General features: G+C 71.3%; 15 protein-coding genes. 9 read left to right on the plus strand and 6 right to left on the minus strand.

Features of this window, described 5'->3' with window-relative positions; all coding sequences use genetic code 11:
* Positions 1-452: 452 nt before the first annotated feature.
* Positions 453-1,517, minus strand: coding sequence for a mechanosensitive ion channel family protein (locus ACNPQM_RS09040; protein WP_358858704.1), 1,065 nt, complete (start codon positions 1,515-1,517; stop codon positions 453-455).
* A 363-nt stretch (positions 1,518-1,880) separates the two neighbouring features.
* Between ACNPQM_RS09040 and ACNPQM_RS09045 the strand changes: the two genes are divergently transcribed.
* Entirely contained in the window at positions 1,881-2,417 is a 537-nt protein-coding gene (locus tag ACNPQM_RS09045; protein WP_037698282.1) for an HNH endonuclease, read from the plus strand.
* 56 nt (positions 2,418-2,473) lie between these two features.
* On the opposite strand, the gene ACNPQM_RS09050 is transcribed toward ACNPQM_RS09045, so the two are convergent.
* The gene (locus tag ACNPQM_RS09050) at positions 2,474-5,473 is read right to left on the minus strand and encodes a beta-N-acetylglucosaminidase domain-containing protein (RefSeq protein WP_418083588.1); all 3,000 of its coding nucleotides are present in this window, start codon (positions 5,471-5,473) and stop codon (positions 2,474-2,476) included.
* Positions 5,474-5,782: 309 nt separating this feature from the next.
* On the opposite strand from ACNPQM_RS09050, the gene ACNPQM_RS09055 reads away from it, so the two are divergent.
* From ACNPQM_RS09055 to alc, 5 genes are all read left to right on the plus strand, one after another.
* On the plus strand, positions 5,783-6,049 hold the full coding sequence (locus ACNPQM_RS09055) for a hypothetical protein (protein WP_358858706.1): 267 nt from the start codon (positions 5,783-5,785) through the stop codon (positions 6,047-6,049).
* A complete protein-coding gene (gene malQ, locus ACNPQM_RS09060) occupies positions 6,050-8,206 on the plus strand; it encodes a 4-alpha-glucanotransferase (protein ID WP_418083589.1) in 2,157 nt (718 codons plus the stop codon).
* 20 nt (positions 8,207-8,226) lie between these two features.
* Entirely contained in the window at positions 8,227-8,457 is a 231-nt protein-coding gene (locus tag ACNPQM_RS09065; RefSeq protein ID WP_358858708.1) for a hypothetical protein, read from the plus strand.
* Between the two features lie 155 nt (positions 8,458-8,612).
* On the plus strand, positions 8,613-9,533 hold the full coding sequence (locus ACNPQM_RS09070) for a LysR substrate-binding domain-containing protein (RefSeq protein ID WP_418083590.1): 921 nt from the start codon (positions 8,613-8,615) through the stop codon (positions 9,531-9,533).
* Between the two features lie 65 nt (positions 9,534-9,598).
* Positions 9,599-10,744, plus strand: a complete 1,146-nt coding sequence (alc, locus tag ACNPQM_RS09075; RefSeq protein WP_358858710.1) for an allantoicase — start codon at positions 9,599-9,601, stop codon at positions 10,742-10,744.
* A gap of 129 nt (positions 10,745-10,873) precedes the next feature.
* On the opposite strand, the gene pepN is transcribed toward alc, so the two are convergent.
* Complete coding sequence (pepN, locus tag ACNPQM_RS09080) at positions 10,874-13,450, minus strand: aminopeptidase N (RefSeq protein ID WP_418083591.1); 2,577 nt, start codon at positions 13,448-13,450, stop codon at positions 10,874-10,876.
* 114 nt (positions 13,451-13,564) lie between these two features.
* Here pepN and ACNPQM_RS09085 point away from each other — a divergent pair, with 114 nt between their 5' ends.
* Positions 13,565-14,071, plus strand: a complete 507-nt coding sequence (locus ACNPQM_RS09085; RefSeq protein WP_418083592.1) for a DUF1203 domain-containing protein — start codon at positions 13,565-13,567, stop codon at positions 14,069-14,071.
* 83 nt (positions 14,072-14,154) lie between these two features.
* Here ACNPQM_RS09085 and ACNPQM_RS09090 read toward each other — a convergent pair whose 3' ends face one another.
* Positions 14,155-15,183 (minus strand): aspartate-semialdehyde dehydrogenase, encoded by a 1,029-nt coding sequence (locus tag ACNPQM_RS09090; protein ID WP_418083593.1) that lies wholly within the window; start codon positions 15,181-15,183, stop codon positions 14,155-14,157.
* A gap of 166 nt (positions 15,184-15,349) precedes the next feature.
* Between ACNPQM_RS09090 and ACNPQM_RS09095 the strand changes: the two genes are divergently transcribed.
* Together ACNPQM_RS09095 and ACNPQM_RS09100 are read left to right on the plus strand one after the other, a co-directional pair.
* Positions 15,350-15,874, plus strand: a complete 525-nt coding sequence (locus tag ACNPQM_RS09095; RefSeq protein WP_418083594.1) for an RNA polymerase sigma factor — start codon at positions 15,350-15,352, stop codon at positions 15,872-15,874.
* A 2-nt stretch (positions 15,875-15,876) separates the two neighbouring features.
* Positions 15,877-16,521 carry a hypothetical protein gene (locus ACNPQM_RS09100; RefSeq protein ID WP_418083595.1) on the plus strand — a complete coding sequence of 215 codons (645 nt, stop codon included), beginning with the start codon at positions 15,877-15,879 and terminating at the stop codon, positions 16,519-16,521.
* 102 nt (positions 16,522-16,623) lie between these two features.
* On the opposite strand, the gene ACNPQM_RS09105 is transcribed toward ACNPQM_RS09100, so the two are convergent.
* Together ACNPQM_RS09105 and ACNPQM_RS09110 are read right to left on the minus strand one after the other, a co-directional pair.
* Positions 16,624-19,923 (minus strand): S8 family serine peptidase, encoded by a 3,300-nt coding sequence (locus ACNPQM_RS09105; RefSeq protein WP_418083596.1) that lies wholly within the window; start codon positions 19,921-19,923, stop codon positions 16,624-16,626.
* Positions 19,924-20,090: 167 nt separating this feature from the next.
* Entirely contained in the window at positions 20,091-21,125 is a 1,035-nt protein-coding gene (locus ACNPQM_RS09110) for a hypothetical protein (protein ID WP_418083597.1), read from the minus strand.
* Between the last annotated feature and the right edge of the window lie 340 nt (positions 21,126-21,465).

The following is a 21,465-nucleotide window of genomic DNA, read 5'->3' on the forward strand; positions in this document are numbered from 1 at the left end:
CTCTGTTAGGAAAGTTTCCTATTCGATGAGAGGACGGTAGGGCGCACGTCACCGACGCGTCAATGGGCCGAGCGCCGGCGGCAACCAAAGCGTTATCCGGCGAGCCGGACGGAGGGCTGTCCCGCCGGCGATCACGGGACAGCCCTCAGGCGCATTCAGGCCGAACCGGGCCCGCTTCGGCGGGGTTGGGCGGAGTGGTACGGCCGGTGGCGCCGAGTCCGGTTGTGCCGTCCGTGGGGCGGGTGGGCGCGAGCGCTGCCAGGGCCCGGCCGCCCGGCACCCCTCGGGCGGGCCAGGAATGAGCTGCTTCCGAGCCCCGGTCTCCTGTACTGCCGCCCGGGGCCCGTCCCGGTGTCATCGGCTGCCCGCCACCGCCGTTCAACCCGCTTTCACGCCGAAGGGCGCCCCACAGGCCCTCAGGGGCCGGGCGGGGCGCCCGTGGTTCCGCGGTGCTACTTGGCCAGGTTCGACGGCGGGATGGGTGTCGCGGCCAGCGACTGCGGGGATGTCGTCGACGCGTACGCGGACGGGGCAGCCATGCCGGCGGTCGGGTCCGCCGCCGACGGCTCGTCCGGCTGGGCCGGCACGCCACCGACCATCCGGATGCCCGCCTCGTCGAAGGCCAGCTTGATCCGCCAGCGCAGCTCGCGCTCCACGCCCAGCGCCTTGCCCGGCATCGTCTTCGCGGTCACCCGGACCGTCATCGAGTCCAGGAGCACCGAGTCCAGCCCGAGGATCTCCACCGGACCCCACAGGCGCTCGTTCCACGGGTCCTCCTTGGCCATCAGCCCGGCGGCCTCGGTGATCAGCGTACGTACCCGGCCGAGGTCCTCCGTGGGTTGTACCTGCACATCCACCCCGGCGGTCGACCAGCCCTGGCTGAGGTTGCCGATCCGCTTCACCTCGCCGTTGCGGACGTACCAGATCTCACCGCTGTCACCACGCAGCTTGGTGACCCGCAGACCGACCTCGATGACCTCACCGGAGGCGACGCCCGCGTCGATGGTGTCCCCGACGCCGTACTGGTCCTCAAGGATCATGAAGACACCGGAGAGGAAGTCGGTGACGAGGTTGCGCGCACCGAAACCGAGTGCCACACCCGCGACACCGGCGGAGGCGAGCAGCGGCGCCAGATCGATCTGGAAGGCGCCCAGGATCATCAGGGCGGCCGTACCGAGGATCAGGAACGAAGCGACCGACCGGAGTACGGACCCGATCGCCTCGGAGCGCTGACGGCGGCGTTCCGTATTGACCAGCAGGCCGCCGAGAGCGGTGCCCTCGACGGCTTGGGCGCTGCGGTTCATCCGCTCGATGAGCTTGGTGAGAGCACGGCGGATCGCGATGCGCAACATGACCGCGATGACTGCGATGAGGACGATGCGCAGACCGGTGTTCAGCCAGGTGGACCAGTTCTCCTCCACCCAGCCCGCGGCGTGACCGGCCTGCTTGGCGGCTTCGTCCAGCGAGCCGCCGGGCTCGGGTGACGGGGCTGCGGCCAACAGGGCGGACAGGGACACGGCGGAACCTCCAGATGGACGTGGGCTGACCAACCACACTAACGGGGTATCGGGAGTGCTCCATTGCCGTGACGGAGGGGAGAGGCACGCCTCACCCGGGGATATGGCAAGGGCAGCCGGTTCCGCGAACGGGGTGCGAGGCTGATTGTGGCCGATCGCACATCGATTCCGGGACCGCTCCGGCAACGGCCTCCCCAGCACGTGTTCCGGCGCTTGCGGGCCGTGCCGACGGCAGGGACCCGGGAAAATCCTTCCGGCCCGTTACCCGCACGTGGTGGCGGATTGACCAGGCATGAGGAGAGACTGAGATCGGATCGTCCCGGCGCGAGCCACGCGCCGCCGGCGTACAAGGAGGCATCCACCGTGCCGCATGTCCTGGTTCTCAACGCGTCGTACGAGCCGCTCGGCGTCGTACCGCTCCGCCGCGCGCTCGTCCTCGTCCTGGAGAACAAGGCCATCTGCCTTGAAGAGTCAGGCGCCCTCATGCACAGCGCCACCCGCGCCATCCCAGCCCCGAGCGTCGTCCGCCTGAAGCGGTTCGTACGGGTTCCCTATCGGGGGCCCGTTCCACTGACCCGCCGGGCGCTCTTCGCCAGGGACGGCGGGCGATGCATGTACTGCGGCGCCGCCGCGACCAGCGTCGACCATGTCATCCCCCGCAGCCGAGGCGGACAGCACGCCTGGGACAACGTGGTGGCGGCCTGCCGCCGCTGCAACCACGTCAAAGCCGACCGGCATCTGCCGGAGCTCGGCTGGCGGCTGCACCAGCAGCCCGCCCCGCCGACGGGACTCGCCTGGCGGATCATCGGGACGGGGCACCGGGACCCGCGCTGGCTGCCGTACTTGCAACCCTTCGGCGCGGACGACGCAATGGCCCGGATCGATGGCATCTCAGCCTGAGGACCCGGGCCTTTGTCGTCCCCGGGGCAGCCCCAGGGGTGACGGGAGAGCCCCTCTCAAGGGCTGTCCTCGACGGCGTACGCCTCCACGGACCAGAGCGAGTAGCCGAACTCGGTGCCGCGGGCGTCGCCCTGGACCCTGAGGAAGCGGGTGTCCTTCGCGTCCATGCGGACGGATTCGCGCCCGCCCTTGCCGTCCCGGACGGTCGCCGCCGTGCGCCAGTTGCGGCCGTCCGCGGAGACCTGTATGCGGTAGCGGGAGGCGTACGCGTCCTGCCACCGCAGTACCACCTGCCCGATCCTGGCGGGCTCCGCCAGTTCCGCCTGCCACCAGGCGCCGTCCTCGGCCGGGGACGACCAGCGGGTGGCCGGATCGCCGTCCGACGCGGCGGCCGCCGGGAAGTCGGGGGTCTCGTCGCCGGACGAGGAGGCGGTGGCCGTACGCACCAGATCGGGCCCGGCGGTCCGCGGGTAGGCCCGCACGGTGAGGGTGCTCTCCTCCCCGCCGAAGCCGATCGGCACCTCGTACTCACCGGCCGGGGTGTCCGCCGGGACGGTGATCTCCACGGGGACGTCGGTACGTGACCCGCGCGGCACCGTCGTCTGCTTCGGGATGGTCACCTCGATGCCCCGGGGCGCCTTCACGGTGAGTGTGCCGCGCACCTCGGTGAGGCGGCGGGCGGCGAGCCGCGCCGCGACCCGCTGCGGCCGGCCACCGATCTCGGCGTCCGTCTCACCGCGTACGAGGTCCAGCCTGGCCGCGGGCTCGTCACCGAACCACGGCACGAGGGCGCGTACCCGGAGGGCTTGGGGTGCGGTGGCGATTCCGGAGACGATCGGGGGCAGCGTGCCCGGGCTCGCTCCCGGGGCCTTCGCCATGGAGCCGGTGGGCCAGATCAGCCGGATCGCGTCGGTTCTGAGGCCCTTGGCCGCGGTCTGGGTCCAGCCCGTCCGCGACACCGGGCCGAGGCTGCGCCAGCCCTCGCCCGGCACATGGGCCTGCAGCGTCGCGTCCGTCCCGGCGCCCGGAACGGTCATCGCGGTCACGGCCTCCATCGGGCGGGCCCGGTTCAGCCGGACCGTATAGCTGCCCGGGGCCTCGGTCACCGTACCGGTGTCCCGGTCGGCACCGGTCCACGCGTCGGCCTCCTTGCGCACCCGGTCCAGGAAGGGGTCGAGCACCCCCTTGCCGACCGTCGCCCCGCTCGCCCTGACCTCAGTGCGCAGCGGCTCCAGGGCCAGCGACGCCTTCCACGCGGCCGCGCCGTCGCCGCGTGCCTGGGCCTGCAGCAGATCGACGGCGAGTTCGCCCGCCCGTCCGTACCGGGCCAACTGCTCGGTCCAGGGACGCACTTCGTCGTCGAGCCGCCCGTCCGCCGGGCCCTTCAGCCGCTGCGGGGCCTCCCGCATCACGGTGAAAGCGGCCCGCAGCTCGCGTGCCGCGTCGGCCCGCGCCGTGGCGTTTGTCGTCGTACGGGAGTTCCAGAACGCGGCGAACAACGGCCGCAGATACGCGGACTCGTCGCCGCCCAGCACGGACGTCGCACTGTTCCCGGCCAGCGCCCGCAGCGCGTCCCGGGTGCGGGCGTCGCCGCCCGCCAGATCGTCGATGGCCGCCTGCCAGGACTCCTGCGCCCGGTAGCCCTGTGGGTTCCAGGCGAAGTCGGCGGCGGTGAACAGCGGGATGCGGGACGCGGACGGCTGCTCCATCGCGTTGGCGAGCAGCGCCGCCGAACCGATTGCGACCGCCGGGTCCCGGCCGGTGTACGGGCCGAGGAAGATGCGGTCCTGTGCGTAGTCGTTGACCGGGTAGTTGTCCATCGTGACGAGCGGATGCCGGAACGTGGCGCGAGCCCCGGCCAGTTCTCCGCCGGTGATTGTCCTCGGCACGACCCCGACGCCGGTCCAGGCGATCTGCACGCGGTCGTCCAGCTCCTTCGCGAGAGCCGCGCGGTAGTCGGTGACCCCGTTCTGGTAGAACTCCGTCGGCATCACCGACAGCGGCTCCGCATCCGGGTACCGGTCCGCGAGGTGCTGTGCCACCTTGCTCGCGACCCGCGCCTGGGCCCTGGCCGCCGCCTCGGGGCCGCTGCCGAAGGTGTCCCGGTCGTCGTCGCAGTGCCATTCGCTGTAGCTGACGTCCTGGAACTGCAGCTGGAAGACGCGCACGCCGAGTGCCCACATGGCGTCGATCTTCCGCGTCAGCGCCTTCACATCGCTGTCCGAGGACATGCACATGGCCTGGCCGGGCGAGACCGCCCAGCCGAGCGTCACATGCTGGGCGCGGGCCCGTTCGGCCACCGCCCGGAAGTCGGCGCGCCGTTCGGCGGGGTACGGATCGCGCCAGCGGGCCTGCCGATACGGGTCGTCGCCCGCCGCGTAGAGGTACCGGTTCTGCTTCGTCCGCCCCATGAAGTCGATCTGCGCGAGCCGCTCCGCACGCGTCCACGGATGCCCGTAGAAGCCCTCGGTCATGCCGCGCACGGTGGTGCCCGGCCAGTCCCGCACGGTGACCCCGGCGACGCTTCCGTTCCGGATCAGCTGACGCAGCGTTTGCACGGCGTGGAAGAGGCCGTCGTCGCCGAGGCCGTCCAGGGCGATGGTGGGGCGGCCCGCGACCGTACCGACCGCTATCCGGTAGCCGCCGGACGGCAGATCGGTGCGCTCCGGGGCGTGCAGGGCCCGCAGGGCGTCCTGGGCGTCGTCGCCGCCGAGCCGGATGACCGGCCCGCGGCCCGGCAGCGCCTCGTGGACGGTCCGTACGCCTGCGTCGCGCAGCACCTGCCGGGCTGCGTCGAGGGCGTACGGATCGGTGCGCGCACCGGCGAGGAGGGTCACCTCGGTGGAGAGCGGTACGGCGGCTCCGGACGCCTTGATGGCCTGCGGGCGAGGCCACACGGTGGGCAGCGCGCCGTCGTCGGTACGGTCGGATGCCGAAACGGCGGGAGAGCCGGGGCCCGAGGGTGCGGCGAAGGCGGCCGGGGAGCCGGTGGAGAGCAGTCCGCCGAGCACGGCGGCCGCGACGGCCGCCGCCTGCTTTCTGCGCCTGAGCTGCATGCCGTACTCCCTCGCTCCCATCGATGGGATCCGAGCCCACCACCCGGGCGCGAGGGTGTCAATGTGTGTGACCGTTGTGCCGCATATGCCCGATGCGGTGGGTGGGGTGAGATGTGGTCAGCGATCGGCGGACCGCAGCAGGGATGACGCCGAACGGCCGAAAACGGCGGACGGTTTACGGGTGACCGGCCTCTGGGGAACGGAATGTGACCCAGGGCACGTTGGGGTCGTTGTTGTAGCGCCTATGTCTGCGGTCGCCCCCGCTGGGTAGGCCTGCTGTGTCCACTTGTCCACGGCCAGGAGGCCGCCATGCCCGCTGCCGCGCAGCTTCTGCTCTCCGCCCTGACCGAACAGGTACCGGGTCCCGCCCCGCTCACCGGCGAACCCGCATCCGCCGACGTCATTCCTCTCACCAGCGAGCCGCCGCTCGCCGACGCAATTCCTCTCACGAGCGAGCCGCCGCACGCCGCAGCCATCCCTTTGACGAGCGAGCCGCCGCTCGCTGCCGTCGCCCCACTGACCAGCGAGCCGACCGCCCCCGGCACCGCGGGGGGCACGGAGTCCCCAGGAGTCTGAATGGGCCTGTCCCGGCTTGCCGCAATGCACGGCGTCGCCACCTCCTACTCCCCGTCCGCGGATGTCACGGTGACCGTCCCCGACGGCACGGTGATCACCGTGCTCGCCGCGCTGGGCGTGGACGCCACCACCCCCGAAGCGGTACGGGAATCACTCTCCGCCGCCGAGTCGGCGGCCGCCTCCCGGCTGCTCCCGCCGACGCTCGTGGTGTGGGCCGGGGAGCCCCTGCCGCCCGCCCTGACCGCACTGAGCCCGGGCACCACACTGGACATCGAGCCAGAGGGAGCGGCCGGATCGCCCCGGCCGCCACGGATGAGGGTGGCGGGCGGACAGCCGGATCCGGCCGTTTCCACGGTGAGCACTGCCACCCCCGCCTGGTGGGCCGAACCTTCGCTCGGCGTGCACCGGTTGACCGTGCGTACCCAGCACGGCCGGTCCGCCACCACCACTTTGATCGTCGCCCCAGCCCGGGTGCCCCAGTCGCCCCGGCGCACCCATGGCTTCCTCGTTCAGCTCTACTCCCTGCTCTCCGGGCGCTCCTGGGGCATGGGCGACCTCGGCGACCTCGCCGACCTCGCCGCCTGGTCGGGCCGGACCCTCGGCGCCGGGTTCGTCCAGGTCAATCCGCTGCACGCCGCCGTACCGGACAGACCCACCGACCCGTCCCCGTACCGCCCCTCATCGCGCCGCTTCCCCGACCCCGTCCATCTGCACATCGAGTCGATCCCTGAGTACGGGCACGTGCGGGACCGGGCCGCCCTCGACGACCTGCGGCAAAGTGCCGAAGCCCTCAGCGAGGCGGTCCTGAACAAGGGCGCCCTGATCGACCGGGACGCCGTCTGGGAACTCAAGCGCCAGGCTCTCGAACTCGTATCGGAGGTCCCGCTGACCCCCGGCCGCCGCGCCGCCTACTGCGACTTCCTCGCCGAGCAGGGGCAGGCCCTGGAGGACCACGCCCTGTGGTGCGCCCTCGCCGAGGTGCACGGCTCCGACTGGCACGCCTGGCCGGCCGGGCTGCGCGACCCCCGCTCCCCGCAGACCGCCCGCGCCCGTGGCGAACTCCTCGACCGGGTCGACTTCCACTGCCGGCTCGCCTGGCTGACCGACACCCAGCTCGGCGCCGCCCAGAGCGCCGCGCGGGACGCCGGGATGGCGGTCGGCATCGTCCACGACCTCGCCGTCGGCGTGCACCCCGGCGGCGCCGACGCCTGGGCGCAGCAGGACGCCTTCGCGCACGGCATGTCGGTCGGCGCACCCCCGGACGCGTTCAACGCGCGCGGCCAGGACTGGGGGCTGCCCCCGTGGCGCCCCGACGTCCTCGCCGCATCCGGCTACGCCCCGTACCGCGGACTGCTCCGCGGTCTCCTCTCCCGCGCGGGCGCCCTCCGCATCGACCACGTCATGGGCCTGTTCCGGCTCTGGTGGGTTCCCGAGGGAAAGCCGCCGACCGAGGGCACATACGTCAGTCATGACGCCGAGGCGATGCTCGCCGTCCTCGCCCTGGAGGCGCACCTGGCCGGCGCGGTCGTCATAGGGGAGGATCTCGGCACGGTCGAACCCGGCGTACGCGAAGCACTCGCCCGGCGCGGAGTGCTCGGCACGTCCGTGCTCTGGTTCGAGCGCGACTGGGCGGGCACCGGCCGCCCGCTGCCCCCGCAGGCCTGGCGCGAGGGATGCCTGGCCACCGCCACCACCCACGACCTGCCGTCCACCGCCGCTCGGCTGACCGGCGACCACGTGACGCTCCGCCACCGTCTCGGCCTGCTCACCCGCACCCTGGAGCAGGAACAGACCGAGGACGCCGCCGACACCGCCGAGTGGCTCGCCCTGCTCGCCCGACTCGGACTGTTCCCGGAGGGCGCGGGCGACGAGGAGGGCGCGGTCCGGGCCGTCCACCGCTTCCTGCTCCGTACCCCCGCCCGCATGGTCGGCATCTGGCTCCCGGACACGGTCGGCGACCGCCGCCCGCAGAACCTGCCGGGCACCTGGGACCAGTACCCCAACTGGCGGCTGCCCATCGCCGACGCGGAGGGCCACCCGGTCACCCTGGAGGAGCTCGCCGCATCCCCTCGTCTGCACCGCCTGATGGAGGTCCTCGGCCCCGAGAACAGTCGCCCCCGTCCCCGTACGGTACCCCCGGGCGCGCGCCGCTCCTAGGCGTTCGCTACGTTTGCACTGTGGACAAGAAGAACGCAATGCGCGCCGGCGCCGTGGCGGCCGGTACGACGCTGATGATGCTGCTCATGTCGTCCCCTGCGCTTGCGCTGACGCGTGACGCCGGCGACGACCCGGGCCCCGGCCTGAGCGCGATCGAAACGATCGGCCTGTACGTCGTGGCCCCCATCGCTCTGTTCGTGATCATCACGGGTCTGGTCATGCTCCTGGACAAGTCCAAGAAGCACGCCTGACCCTCCGGTTGCGCAGCGCCAGAACTGCGTAGCCACACCAGCGCTGTCCCAGGGCGCCTCGGCGTGCGTCAGGCACGTCGAGGCGCCCTGTTGTGCGTTCCGGCGGAGCGCCCTTCCTCGCGGGCCGGGTCCGCGGCGGCGGATAATGTGCGGACATGACCGAGTGGGACATCAAGAAGCTCCGGATTCTGCGCACGCTGAGCGAGCGCGGGACCGTCACGGCGACGGCCGAGGCGCTGCTGATGACCCCCTCCGCGGTGTCCCAGCAGCTCTCCAACCTGGCCAAGCAGCTGGGCGTACCCCTGCTGGAAGCACAGGGGCGACGCGTCCGGCTCACCGATGCCGCGCACCTCGTACTCCGCCACGCCGAAGCGGTCTTCGCCCAGCTGGAACGCGCCGATGCCGAGTTGACCGGCTACCTGCGGGGCGAGGCGGGGGAGGTGCGGGTCGGCGCCTTCTCGACGGCGGTGCCCGCCCTCGTCGTACCGGCGGTCCGGCTCCTGCGCGCCGACGGCCGGCCGGGACCGTCGGTGCGGGTACGGGAGGCGGAGGCCGCGGAGGCGTACCAGCTCCTGTCGGCCGGCGACGTCGACCTCGCGCTCTCCCTCGCCGCGCACGCACCGACCGCCCACGATCCCCGCTTCACCCTCCGCCCTCTGCTGACCGACCCGCTCGACGTCGCCCTCCCCGCCGGTCACCGGCTCGCGGACGCCCCAGGGCTCCGGCTGGCCGACCTCGCCGCAGAACCGTGGATCTTCGGCGGTTCGGGCCCCTGGTCGGAGATCACCACGGCCGCGTGCGAGGCGGCCGGGTTCGTGCCGGAGCAGGCGCACAGCGCCTCCGGGTGGACCGCGATCCTCGCCATGGTCGAGGCGGACATGGGTGTCGCCCTGATCCCGCGGATGGCCTCGGCAGAACGCCGCAAGGGTGTGGTGATGCGCGTTCTGGAGGCGGACCTGCCCAGGCGCCATGTGATGGCGGCGGTACGGCAGGGGGCGGAGGAGGGGCCGGCGGTGGCCCGGGTCCTGGCCGCGCTCGAACAGGCCAGCGCGGCCCGCGCGAATACGTTCAGCTGAGCTGAAGGAATTGTGCGAAAACTTTCGATGGACCTGATGGGTCATTCGGCGCGACAGTTACCCACATGACCTTCGACGCGAACGAGACCACTGCCTCCGACAACGACCCCCACGCCAACGACGCGGCCCCCTATGGCGGAGGCGACCCCTACGCCGACTACCGCACCGGCGACTTCCCCTTCACCGAACTGGTGGACCTCGCCGACCGCCGCCTCGGTGCGGGCGTGATCGCCGCGAACGACGAGTTCTTCGCCGAGCGCGAGAACCTGCTGATCCGCGAGCGTGCCGTGTTCGACCCTGAGCGCTTCGGGCACAAGGGCAAGATCATGGACGGCTGGGAGACCCGCCGCCGCCGCGGCACCGACGCCGCACACCCCTTCCCGGCGCCCGAGGACCACGACTGGGCCCTCGTCCGCCTCGGTGCCCCCGGCATCATCCGCGGCATCGTCGTCGACACCGCCCACTTCCGTGGCAACTACCCGCAGCGCGTCTCGATCCAGGCGACATCGGTCGAGGGCTCACCCAGCCCCTCCGAACTCCTCGCCGACGACGTGAAATGGGAGGAGATCGTCCCGCCGACCCCCGTACGGGGCCACGCCGCCAACGGGTTCGAGATCACCGGCGGCCGCCGCTACACCCACGTCCGCCTCTGCCAGCACCCCGACGGGGGCATAGCCCGCCTCCGCGTCCACGGCGAGGTCCTCCCCGACCCCGCATGGCTGGCCACCCTCGGCACGATCGACCTGATCGCGGTGGTCAACGGCGGTGCCTACGAGGACGCCTCGGACCGCTTCTACTCCTCACCGACCCAGATCATCCTGCCCGGCACCTCCCGCAAGATGGACGACGGCTGGGAGAACCGCCGCCGCCGCGTACGCGACACGAACGACTGGGTCCGCTTCCGCCTGGTCGCCCAGGGCGCGGTCCGCGCGGTCGAGATCGACACAGCCTGCCTCAAGGGCAACGCGGCCGGCTGGATCGCCCTCCGGGGCCGCAACGGCGAGACGGGTGAATGGTTCGACATCATCCCCCGCACCGAGCTCCAGCCCGACACCCTCCACCGATTCCCCCTGCGCGCGCAGGCCGTGGTCACTCACGTCCGCCTCGACGCGTTCCCGGACGGCGGCGTGGCCCGCATGCGCCTGCACGGCACGCTCACCGAATCGGGAGCGGCCGAACTGGCCACCCGTTACGAGGAGTCGGGCGCGTAGCTTCACGCCCTACCGCTCCCGCCCGGCGAACGGCCGCGCCACGCGAATGTCCCCTGGGGGTCGCGGACGAGGCACGCGAAGGGGGCGCTCCCCGAAGGAAGCGCCCCCACTGCTCAGCTGCTGTTACTGCTACGCGGTCGCCGCCGCCGCGTCCGCCGCCTGGGCCTTCAGCGCGCGCTCCACGCCTGCCCGCGACTCGGAGATCAGCCGGCGCAGTGCCGCGTTCGGCTCCGCCGAGTCCAGCCAGGCGTCCGTCGCGTCCAGGGTCTCCTGCGAGACCTGGAGGGACGGGTAGAGGCCGACGGCGATCTGCTGGGCCATCTCGTAGCTGCGCGAGTCCCAGACGTCCTTCACCGCTGCGAAGAACTGCTCGGAGTACGGGGCCAGCAGCTCGCGCTGGTCGGTCTGGACGAAGCCGCCGATGACCGCCTCCTGGACGGCGTTCGGAAGCTTGTCCGACTCGACGACCGAGGCCCATGCCTCCGCCTTCGCCTCGGCCGTGGGACGTGCCGCGCGGGCGGTCGCCGCGTGGCGTTCGCCGGCGGCCGTCTTGTCGCGCTCGTACTCGGCGGCGATCTCGTCCTCGTCCAGCAGGCCGACCGCGGCAAGTCGTTCGACGAACGCCCAGCGCAGCTCGGTGTCGACGACGAGGCCCTCGACCGTCTCCGTGCCGTTGAGCAGTGCCTGGAGCAGGTCGAGCTGCTGCGGGTTGCGGGCCGTTGCCGCGAGTGCGTGGGCCCAGGCGAGCTGGTGGTCGCTGCCCGGCTCCGCGGCGCGCAGGTGGGCGAGGGTCGCCTCCGTCCAGTGCGCCAGTGCCGCCTCGCGGGACTCCGGCGCCGCGTACAGGTCCAGGGCCAGCTTCACCTGGCGGTGCAGCGACTGGACGACGCCGATGTCCGACTCCTTGCCGATGCCGGACAGGACGAGCGAAAGGTAGTCGCGCGTCGCCAGCTCTCCGTCACGGGTCATGTCCCAGGCGGAGGCCCAGCACAGGGCGCGCGGCAGCGACTCGGTGAAGTCGCCGAGGTGCTCGGTGACGACCCGCAGGGACTCCTCGTCGAGGCGGACCTTCGCGTACGACAGGTCGTCGTCGTTGAGGAGGATGACCGCCGGACGGGCGGTGTTCGCCGGGAACGGGACGGTGGTGCGCTCGCCGTCGACGTCCAGCTCGATCCGGTTCGTACGGACCAGCTTGCCGGAGTCGTCGAGGTCGTAGCAGCCGATCGCGATCCGGTGCGGGCGCAGCGTCGACTCGCCCTTGGCGCCGGCGGGCAGCGCCGGGGCCTCCTGAAGGACGGTGAACGACGTGACGTGACCGTTCTCGTCGGTGGCGACCTCCGGGCGCAGGATGTTGATGCCCGCCGTCTCCAGCCATGCCTTCGACCAGGTCTTCAGGTCGCGGCCGGAGGTCTCCTCCAGCGCGCCCAGCAGGTCGGACAGGCGGGTGTTGCCGAACGCGTGCGCCTTGAAGTACGCCTGGACGCCCTTGAAGAACTCGTCCATGCCGACATACGCCACCAGCTGCTTCAGGACCGAGGCGCCCTTGGCGTACGTGATCCCGTCGAAGTTGACCAGCACGTCGTCCAGGTCACGGATGTCCGCCATGATCGGGTGCGTGGACGGCAGCTGGTCCTGGCGGTAGGCCCAGGTCTTCTCGCTGTTGGCGAACGTGGTCCAGGCGTTCGGCCACTTCGAGCCCTCCGCGTACGCCTGGCAGGCGACCGAGGTGTACGTGGCGAACGACTCGTTCAGCCACAGGTCGTTCCACCACTCCATGGTGACGAGGTCGCCGAACCACATGTGCGCCAGCTCGTGCAGGATGGTCTCCGCGCGCCGCTCGTACGCCGCGTCCGTCACCTTCGAGCGGAACACGTACTGGTCGCGGATGGTGACCGCGCCCGCGTTCTCCATCGCGCCCGCGTTGAACTCCGGGACGAACAGCTGGTCGTACTTGGCGAACGGGTAGTCGTAGTCGAACTTCTCCTGGAACCAGTCGAAGCCCTGCCGTGTGACGTCGAAGATCGCGTCCGCGTCGAGGAACTCCGCGAGCGAGGGACGGCAGTAGATGCCGAGCGGAACGGACTGGCCGTCCTTCTCGTAGCTGCTGTGCACCGCGTGGTACGGACCGGCGATCAGGGCCGTGATGTACGTCGAGATGCGCGGCGTCGGTTCGAAGACCCAGACGTCGTCCGTGGGCTCCGGGGTGGCGGAGTTCGAGATGACCTTCCAGCCCGCCGGCGCCTTCACGGTGAACTGGAAGGTCGCCTTCAGGTCGGGCTGCTCGAAGCTCGCGAACACCCGGCGGGCGTCCGGCACCTCGAACTGCGTGTACAGGTACGCCTGCTGGTCGACCGGGTCGACGAAGCGGTGCAGGCCCTCGCCGGTGTTGGTGTACGCGCAGTCCGCGACGACCCGCAGCTCGTTGGAGCCCGCCCGCAGGTGCGGCAGTGCGATCCGCGAGTCGCGGAAGACGGCGGCCACGTCCAGGGCCTTGCCGTTCAGCTCGACCTCGTGCACGGCCGGGGCGACCAGGTCGATGAAGGTTTCCGCGCCGGCTTCGGCGGATTCGAAGCGCACGGTGGTGACGGACCGGTAGGTGCCGCCCTCCTGTGCGCCGGAGAGGTCGAGATCGATCTCGTACGCGTCCACGGTCAGCAGGCGCGCCCGCTCCTGTGCCTCTTCGCGGGTCAGATTCGTGCCAGGCACCCGGTCATCTCCTTGATATGCGATGTTTCCGGGTCATCCTTCCACGCGGAACGCACGCAACGCTATGTCCGTTTTCCGCCGGACCCCGGCGGTGCCACGCGCGACGCTCGAACCATGACCCGTTACGAGGCACGTCCCATCGAACCTGCTGTCCTCAAAGAGCTCCGCGACACCGACGACGCGGGCCGTCCCTGCGCCCCCTACACCGAGCGGGAAGGCGGCAGCCCGCTGCGCTGCTGTCTGCGGGGCGTCGAGCCGGGGGAGCGGATCGCCCTCGTCTCGTACGCGCCGCTGCGCCGCTGGGCGGCCGCGACCTGGGCCAGGCCCGGGGCTTACGACGAGCAGGGCCCCGTCTACATCCACGCCGAGGAGTGCGAGGGCCCGGCGGCGGGCGGGGACGGCTATCCGTTCGCCCGGGCCGGCGCGCTGCGCACGGTCCGCCGCTACAACGCGGACGGCCACATCGTCGGCGGCCGTCTGCTGGAGATCCCCGCCGACCCGTCGCGCGGCTTCGACGAGGCGTTCGCGGAGGCGTTCGCCGACCCGGAGGTGGCGCTGGTGCATGTCAGGGCCGTCGAGTACGGCTGCTTCCACTTCGAGGTCCGCAGGCCGCAGGGCTGACGGCGGAGGGAGAGAGGGCACGGACAGAGGTGTCGGCGGACACCCGGCAGGGTGCCCGCCGAAACCTCTGTCCGTGCGACGCGTCAGCCGTTCAGCTCCGCCGCGACGAGCTCCGCGATCTGCACCGCGTTCAGCGCCGCGCCCTTGCGCAGGTTGTCACCGGAGACGAAGAGCGCCAGCCCGTTCTTCACGGTCTCGTCGGCCCGGATGCGGCCCACGTACGACACGTCCTGGCCGGCCGCCTGGAGCGGGGTCGGGATCTCCGAGAGCTCGACGCCCTCGGCGTCCTTCAGCAGCTCGTAGGCGCGCTCGACGCTGATCGGACGGGCGAAGCGGGCGTTGATCTGGAGGGAGTGGCCGGAGAAGACCGGGACCCGGACGCAGGTGCCGGACACCTTGAGCTCCGGGATCTCCAGGATCTTGCGGGACTCGTTGCGGAGCTTCTGCTCCTCGTCGGTCTCGAACGAGCCGTCGTCGACGATCGAGCCGGCAAGCGGCAGCACGTTGAAGGCGATCGGCCGCTTGTAGATGGCCGGCTCGGGGAAATCGACGGCCCCGCCGTCGTGGGTGAGCTTGTCGGCGTCGGCGATCACCTTGGACGCCTGCCCGTGCAGCTCGGCGACCCCGGCCACACCGGAGCCGGAGACCGCTTGGTAACTGGCGACGACGAGCGCGTCGAGACCGGCCTCGTCGTGCAGCGGGCGCAGCACGGGCATCGCGGCCATCGTGGTGCAGTTCGGGTTCGCGATGATGCCCTTGGGACGGTCCTTGATCGCGTGCGGGTTGACCTCGGAGACGACCAGCGGAACCTCGGGGTCCTTGCGCCACGCGGAGGAATTGTCGATCACGACGGCGCCCTGGGAGGCGACCTTCTCGGCGAGCGCCTTGGACGTCGCGCCACCGGCGGAGAACAGCACGATGTCCAGACCCGTGTAGTCCGCGGTGGAGGCGTCCTCGACCGTGATCTCCTGGCCTTCCCACTCGATCGTGGAACCTGCGGAGCGCGCGGAGGCGAAGAGCCGCAGCTCGTCGGTCGGGAACTTCCGCTCGGCCAGGATCCTGCGCATGACTGTGCCGACCTGACCGGTGGCGCCGACGATTCCGACCTTCACAGGGACTCCTTCAAACGTACGAGCTGGCGCGGTTGCCGTTCCATGATGCGTATGTCCACGGCTTCCTTGTCCAATCCATTGTCCGGCAGACGGACAGCGGGCGGGAATCGAACGTTTCGCAACGCCTCCGCGTCAGAGGGGAAACACGCTCCAGGGGAGGCAGTCCTTGCTGAGAAGGAGAGCTCTGGGCGCGGGGGCGGACCCCCTCGGCCCCGCGCAGGTCGACCGGGTCCGCGCGGTCCTGTCGCTCGGCGGAGTGCCGTACGCCGATCTTCAGGACGGGGTGCAGCAGGTCCGGCTGCGGCTGCTGGAACGCCTCGCGAACGGCCTGGAGGCGCCGCGGGAGGTGGGGGCGTGGGCGGCGGTGGTCGCCTCGAACCTGGCCGCCGACTGGCATCGCACCCGGCACCGGCAGGAACGGATCGGTGCCAGGCTCCACGCGTTGCGCGGGCCTGATACGGGGACCTCCGGGGACGACCAGGAGGGCCGGCTGCTCGCGCTGGCGGTCGCCGAGGGCCTCGACGCGCTGCCGGCCCCGCAGCGCCAGGCGCTGGTGCTCCGGTTCTACGCGGATCTCTCCGTGCCGCAGATCGCGGCGGAGCTGTCCGTCCCGGAAGGAACGGTCAAGAGTCGTCTGCACGCGGCGGCGAAGGCCATGCGTGCGCGGCTCCATGCGGACGAGGTGGTGTGACGGTGCCCAGGAAAGACGATTCCGACGAGCTCATGGCCGTGCTGCTGGGGGAGCCGGTGCCCGAGGGGGGCGACCCGACGGCGGCCCGGTATGCGGCGGCGGCCCGGGACATGGCGGTCCTGAGCGGCCGGCTCCGCTACATCGGGGACACGCTGGCCGCCGGGGGGGAGCCGGCGCGGGCCGCCCCTGTGGTGCGGCGGTCCCGGATGCGCCGCGGTCCGCTCGCGCTGGCCGCCTCGGTGGTGGTCCTGGTGTGCGCGCTGGGCGTCGGAGTGCTCTGGCGGGCGGCGCAGCCCGCGGGCGAGGGGGGTGACGCCAAGCTCACCGAGTCGGGGATGGTGGCCTGCGCCCGGACCATCGCCGACGGCTCCGTGACCCGTACCGAAGGGGCCGGCGGGAGCGTACGGGTGGTACTCGCCGTGGAACGCTATCTCAAACCGGAGCGGGGCGGGCCTGCCGAGATGGAGTTCCTCGTCTCGCGTGACGAGGCGGGGTACTTCCGGCCGGGTGAGCGGATGGTGGTGAGCATCTCCCGGTTCGCCGGCGAAGGGGTCCAGTCGTACACGGGGGCCGACCGGGAGGCCGCCTGGGAGTGGATGTCGGCTGTCCTGCCGGAGTCCCGCTCCGGCTGCCCGGGCCCCGGCTGAGCGCACCCGCGAACGGGCGGGGCGGGTGCCCTCGCGAACGGGCGAGGGGCCGGCGCCCCTGTGCGGGCGCCGGCCCCTCCCCGTATCACCGCGAGGCAACCGCTACGGCGTGACCTTCTCGATCACGACGCTGCCGGTGCCTGCCGCGGTGCCGCGGCTGTTCACCAGCCGGACCTCGCCGAAGAACTGACGTCCCTCGGGAGCCGCACCGGCGACCACGACCTCGGCGCCGACCTGTGCCGAGGCGCCGTTGGCCAGGTTCACGGCCTTCGACTCGTCGACCTTGAGCGTGCCGAGCGACGGGGTGTAGTACACGTCGCGGTAGTTGTACGTGGTGGTCCCGGCCGGGACCGAGTAGCCGTCGACGCGAATCGTGTACGTACCCGCGGCGGGCTTCACCAGGCTGACCGCTTCCTCCGAGCCTGCGGTCGTGGAGGCGCCGACCTGGTTGCCGTCCTTGTCGAGGACGTACAGGTCCAGGTCGGCGTTGGCGTCCGAGGTGCCGCCGATGGCGACGTCCAGCTTCTCGACGCCCTCACCGATGGTGACGGTGGTGATCTGCTGGTCCTTCGTCTTGATCGACGGGGTGGCGACCTTGGCCGAGCCCAGCGAGCCGCCCTTGAGCTTGCCCGCCAGGTCGCCCGCACCGTTGGTGGCGGTCCAGCTCACCGCGGTCGGCGTGCCGATCTTCGCCTCGGGCAGCGTCTGCACGGCCGGGTCGAAGGACGCGCCGAGCAGGGAGACGTCGAGCTTGAACGGGTTGTCCAGCAGCGGCGACGTGCGCCGTGCCTCGACCTCGATCTCCCAGACACCGGCCTGCGGGTCGGCGTACGAGCGCACGTCGGGGCGGCAGGTGTTGGCCGGGTTGTCGTAGTTCGGGTAGCAGAACGGCGTTCCGCTGTTCTCCATCGTCACCCCGTACGGGTGGAGGGAGATGAACCGCGTCTGGCTGCCCGAGCGCAGGCCGCTCATCGCGACCTCAAGGGTCTTGGCGCCCTCCGGCACGTTCACGAAGTACGACGTGGTGCCGTTGCGCTGCACCGAGCCGGATGCCGTGAACGCGTAACCCGGCTTCACCAGGTCGTTGGAGACGATGACCGTGGCGAGGATCTGCTGGTCCACACCGACGGTCTTCGCGTCGTCGACCTGCAGGATCGCGCTGTGCACGCCCGCGCTGCCCGGCTTCGCCCGGACCTTGACGGTCACCGGCTTGCCCAGCGGCAGCGAGATGGCACTGCTGCCGGTGAGCGCGAAGGTGCCGTCGTTGTTCTTCCAGGACAGCTGGTGCGTGACGGCCTTGTCCGGGCCCGTGGTGCGGGTGACCGTGACGTCGTACGACTTCGTCTGGCCGGCCTTGAGGCCGCCCTCGCGGTCGTACAGGCCGGTACCGAAGCCCGGGGTCTCCAGCGCGAAGTCGATCGCCGTGTCGACCGGGGCCTTCACGGAGTACTCGTGCGCCGGGGCGCCCTGCTTCTCGATCAGCTTCCAGGCGTCGACGATGTTGATCAGACCGGCACCCTGGGCGTGCGCGGGCACACCCTCGATGTGCGTGGCGCTGCTGGTCAGCGCGGTGCGCAGGTCGGCCGGCGGCAGCTCGATGTGCTGCTGCTTCGCGGCGGACAGCAGCAGCGCGGTCGCACCGGCGGCCTGCGGCGAGGCCATCGAGGTGCCCTGCAGCATGGAGTAACCGGCCGGCAGGTCGTAGCCCGCCTCCTTGACCGGGCCGCCGGGCAGCCAGGTCTGGGTGCTGTTGATCGCGGCACCCGGGGCCGTCAGGGTCGGCGTGAAGCCGCCGTCCTCACGCGGACCGCGCGAGGAGAACGGCATCATGTCGTACTTCTTGGTGACGTTCGAGCCGTAGTTGGCGGCCCACGTCTCCTTGGAGACGGACGCACCGACGGAGATGACGTGATCGGCGAGGCCGGGGTCACCGATGGTGTTGACACCCGGGCCGTTGTTCCCGGCCGAGATGACCAGCTGGACGCCGTACATGTCGATGAGCCGCTTGTAGAGCCTTGCGCGGGCGTTGTTGCCGTCGTTGAGTGCCGGCAGGCCACCGATCGACATGTTGACGACATCGACACCGCGGTTCACGACGAGGTCGGTCATGCCCTCCATGAGCGCGATGTTGGTGCAGCCGCCGGTCCAGGTGCAGGCGCGCGAGGAGACGATCTTCGCGCCGGGCGCGGCGCCGTTCATCTTGCCGCCGAACAGCCCGTTGGCGGCGGTGATGCCGGCGACGTGGGTGCCGTGCTCGCTCTCGATGACACCGATGTTGACGTAGTCGGCCTTGTCGCCGGCCGCGTTGTACACGACGTTCTTGCGGGTCTCGACGACGAACGGGATGCGCTCGACGACCTCGGTCGCCGGATCGTCCGTGCCGAAGTAGCCGACCTGGTGGCCGTCCTTGTACGGCTTCATGACGGCGTCGTTCGTGAAGTCCGCGTCGTTGTTCAGGTCGACACGGACGGTGCCGTCGACCGGGTCGTAGAGCACGGCCCAGACGTCGGTGGTGTCGCCGTCCCGGTTCAGGTCGCCGGCCATGTCGCCACCCTTGGTGGCGGCCTCGGAGAAGAGCTGGATCTTGTACGAGCCGCTCGGCGCCGAGTAGGTGCGCCCGCCGATGGTGAAGGTCGGGCCGGTCACCGAGGCGGTCATCCGCAGCCAGGTGCCGTCGCGGTCGCTGACCGGGTCGGTGGCCGTCACCCAGTCGACGATCTTGCGCTCGCCGGTGGTGGTCTTCTGGAGCGCCGGGTGACCGAGGTCGACACCCGAGTCCAGGATGCCGATGGTCACGCCGCGGCCGTCGGCCTTCGGGTGCTCCTTCACGAAGTCGACCGCACCCGTCTCGAAGGACGGGTTGTACGGGTTCTTCGCCGGCGTCTTGCTGCTGGGCGCCGGGTAGGTGCCCGTGGACGCTGTCGTCGCCCCGGCGGCCCGGTCGCCCGAGGGCGTCGGGTCGTCGAGCATGATCTCCTGCTTGAGATCGATGCCTTGGACGGACGTCAGCTTCGAGGCCGCCTTGATGGTCGCCTCGGCGGTCTCGGTCGGTACGGTCGCGCGGACGTAGCCGAGCTTGTCGTACGTACGTCCCAGCACGGACCCCTTGACAGCTTCCAACTGCTTGGTGACCTGCTCGGTCGCACCGGGCGCCGTGGCGATCATCATGGTGATGTTCTTCTCGCCCTTGGCTTCCGCCTTGGTCAGAAGATCGGCATCGGCCGCACCGAGCTTGTCGCTGTCGGCGGCTGCCTTGACGAGGGCGGTGGCCGGGTCGTCGGCGGCGAAGACCGGGGCGGCACCGGAGGCGGCCAGTGCGGCCACCAGACCGGCAGCAGCCGCGACTCGGGCCACGCGTCTCGCCCCGGATATGGAACTGGGGGATTCGGAGGTCATCAGCATCCCTGTAAGTGAAAGAGAAAGTCCGGAATTCGGTACCGGATGACCGCTCAGCCTTTCGTAAAGGCCAGGTTTTGTGGAGGGTTGGTGTGTCCGAATTGCTGCTGTGGCGTACTTCCGCCAATGGGGCTGATGCGCCACGAGGGATGAACCCGGTGATAACTCCCTTATCAGCGGGGCAGGATGACCACATACTCAGCAGGGGCACAGTCGGCGGCAGCCATCAGCGCGGTACGCACCGCGGTCGCCTGCTGCTCCGGCGCCTCCTGGAGCCTCTTCGGCGTGAGGCGGACAACGGTGATGCCGAGCCCTTCCAGGTGCTCCCGCTCGGCGGCGTACCCGGACCACCGGGCGTCGAGGCCGGCCCGACGCCGGTCGCCGTCGAGCGGGCTGTGCCGGGGCGCCCCGGTGTCGAGTTCGACGGCGACCGCCTCCTCCGGCCAGTAGGCGTCCACCTCGCCCAGATGCGGCCCGCCCGGCAGTCGGAGGCTCACATTCCACAACGGCTCCGGTAGGTCGTACGTCCGCACCATCTCGTACAACCGGCATTCCGCCGGCGCCCGCCCCTCGGCGATCAACGAGTCCACGGCGTGCACCACATGGAGACGGCCCAGAAGCTTGGCGCGGCTCAACTCCCTTACCACCGCGGCCGGCTCGCACAGTCCTCCGCGGACCGCCTCGGTGAGCAGCCGCCGTGCGGCGGAGGCGTCCCCGATCCCGGCGACCGCGTCCGCGAGCGCCCGCGCCACGGGGGCCACCGGCAGCCCGGCGAGCCGGACCGGGCTGGGCAGTTCGGCCGTCCGCACCACGTGCGCGTACCGGGCTGACCGCAGCCGCCGGGTACGGGGCACCAGAACGTCGATCCGGTCGAGCGAGTCCAGCGGCGGCGCGGCGGAGAACCCGTGCAGGGCCAGCGCGGCGAGCCCGGTGACCATGCCTTCGCCGTCCCCGGTCTCCGCCGCGCCGCGCCGCCGTCCGGCGTACAGCAGTGCGGACCGCAGCCGCTCCTCACCGGTGGGGGGCCCCGGGTGCAGCACAAATACACCGGGCAGCGGCTGCTGCCACGGACCGCCGTCCCGGCACTGCGCGGCGGCGCGGGCGGCGGACACCCCGTGAACCTTCAACTCCTCGGCGGAGAGCACGCGTTGCTCCACGCGGGTGGGGAGGCGGACGGGGCAGGCGGAGAGCGGGGTGTTCTGGGTCATGTTCCGGGGTATGCCGCACGCCGTCGTGCGGCTAACCCCTGTTACACGCCCGTCGATGATTCAGGACAAGCCCGCTCTAAGACCGACCGGCAATCGGGGGGCGGCGTCACGGGGCTGGGGCACGCACCTCGCGGCGTTGTCGTCAATCACCATGGCTCCTTCCCCAAGCTCTCGGCTTCGCTCGAGCAGGGGAGACCCCATCCGGCTCGATCCTCCGCCTTGCGATGCACGAACCCCAGCCCCGCTCCTTCACCCACCCCCCCAATTGCCGGTCGGTCTAAAGGACGGGAGTTCGACGACCGAAAAGGCACGATCCCGCCTGTGACGTCCTCGTCCTCCC

It is taken from the genome of Streptomyces sp. NPDC056231 (assembly GCF_048270745.1).
GTDB lineage: Bacteria > Actinomycetota > Actinomycetes > Streptomycetales > Streptomycetaceae > Streptomyces.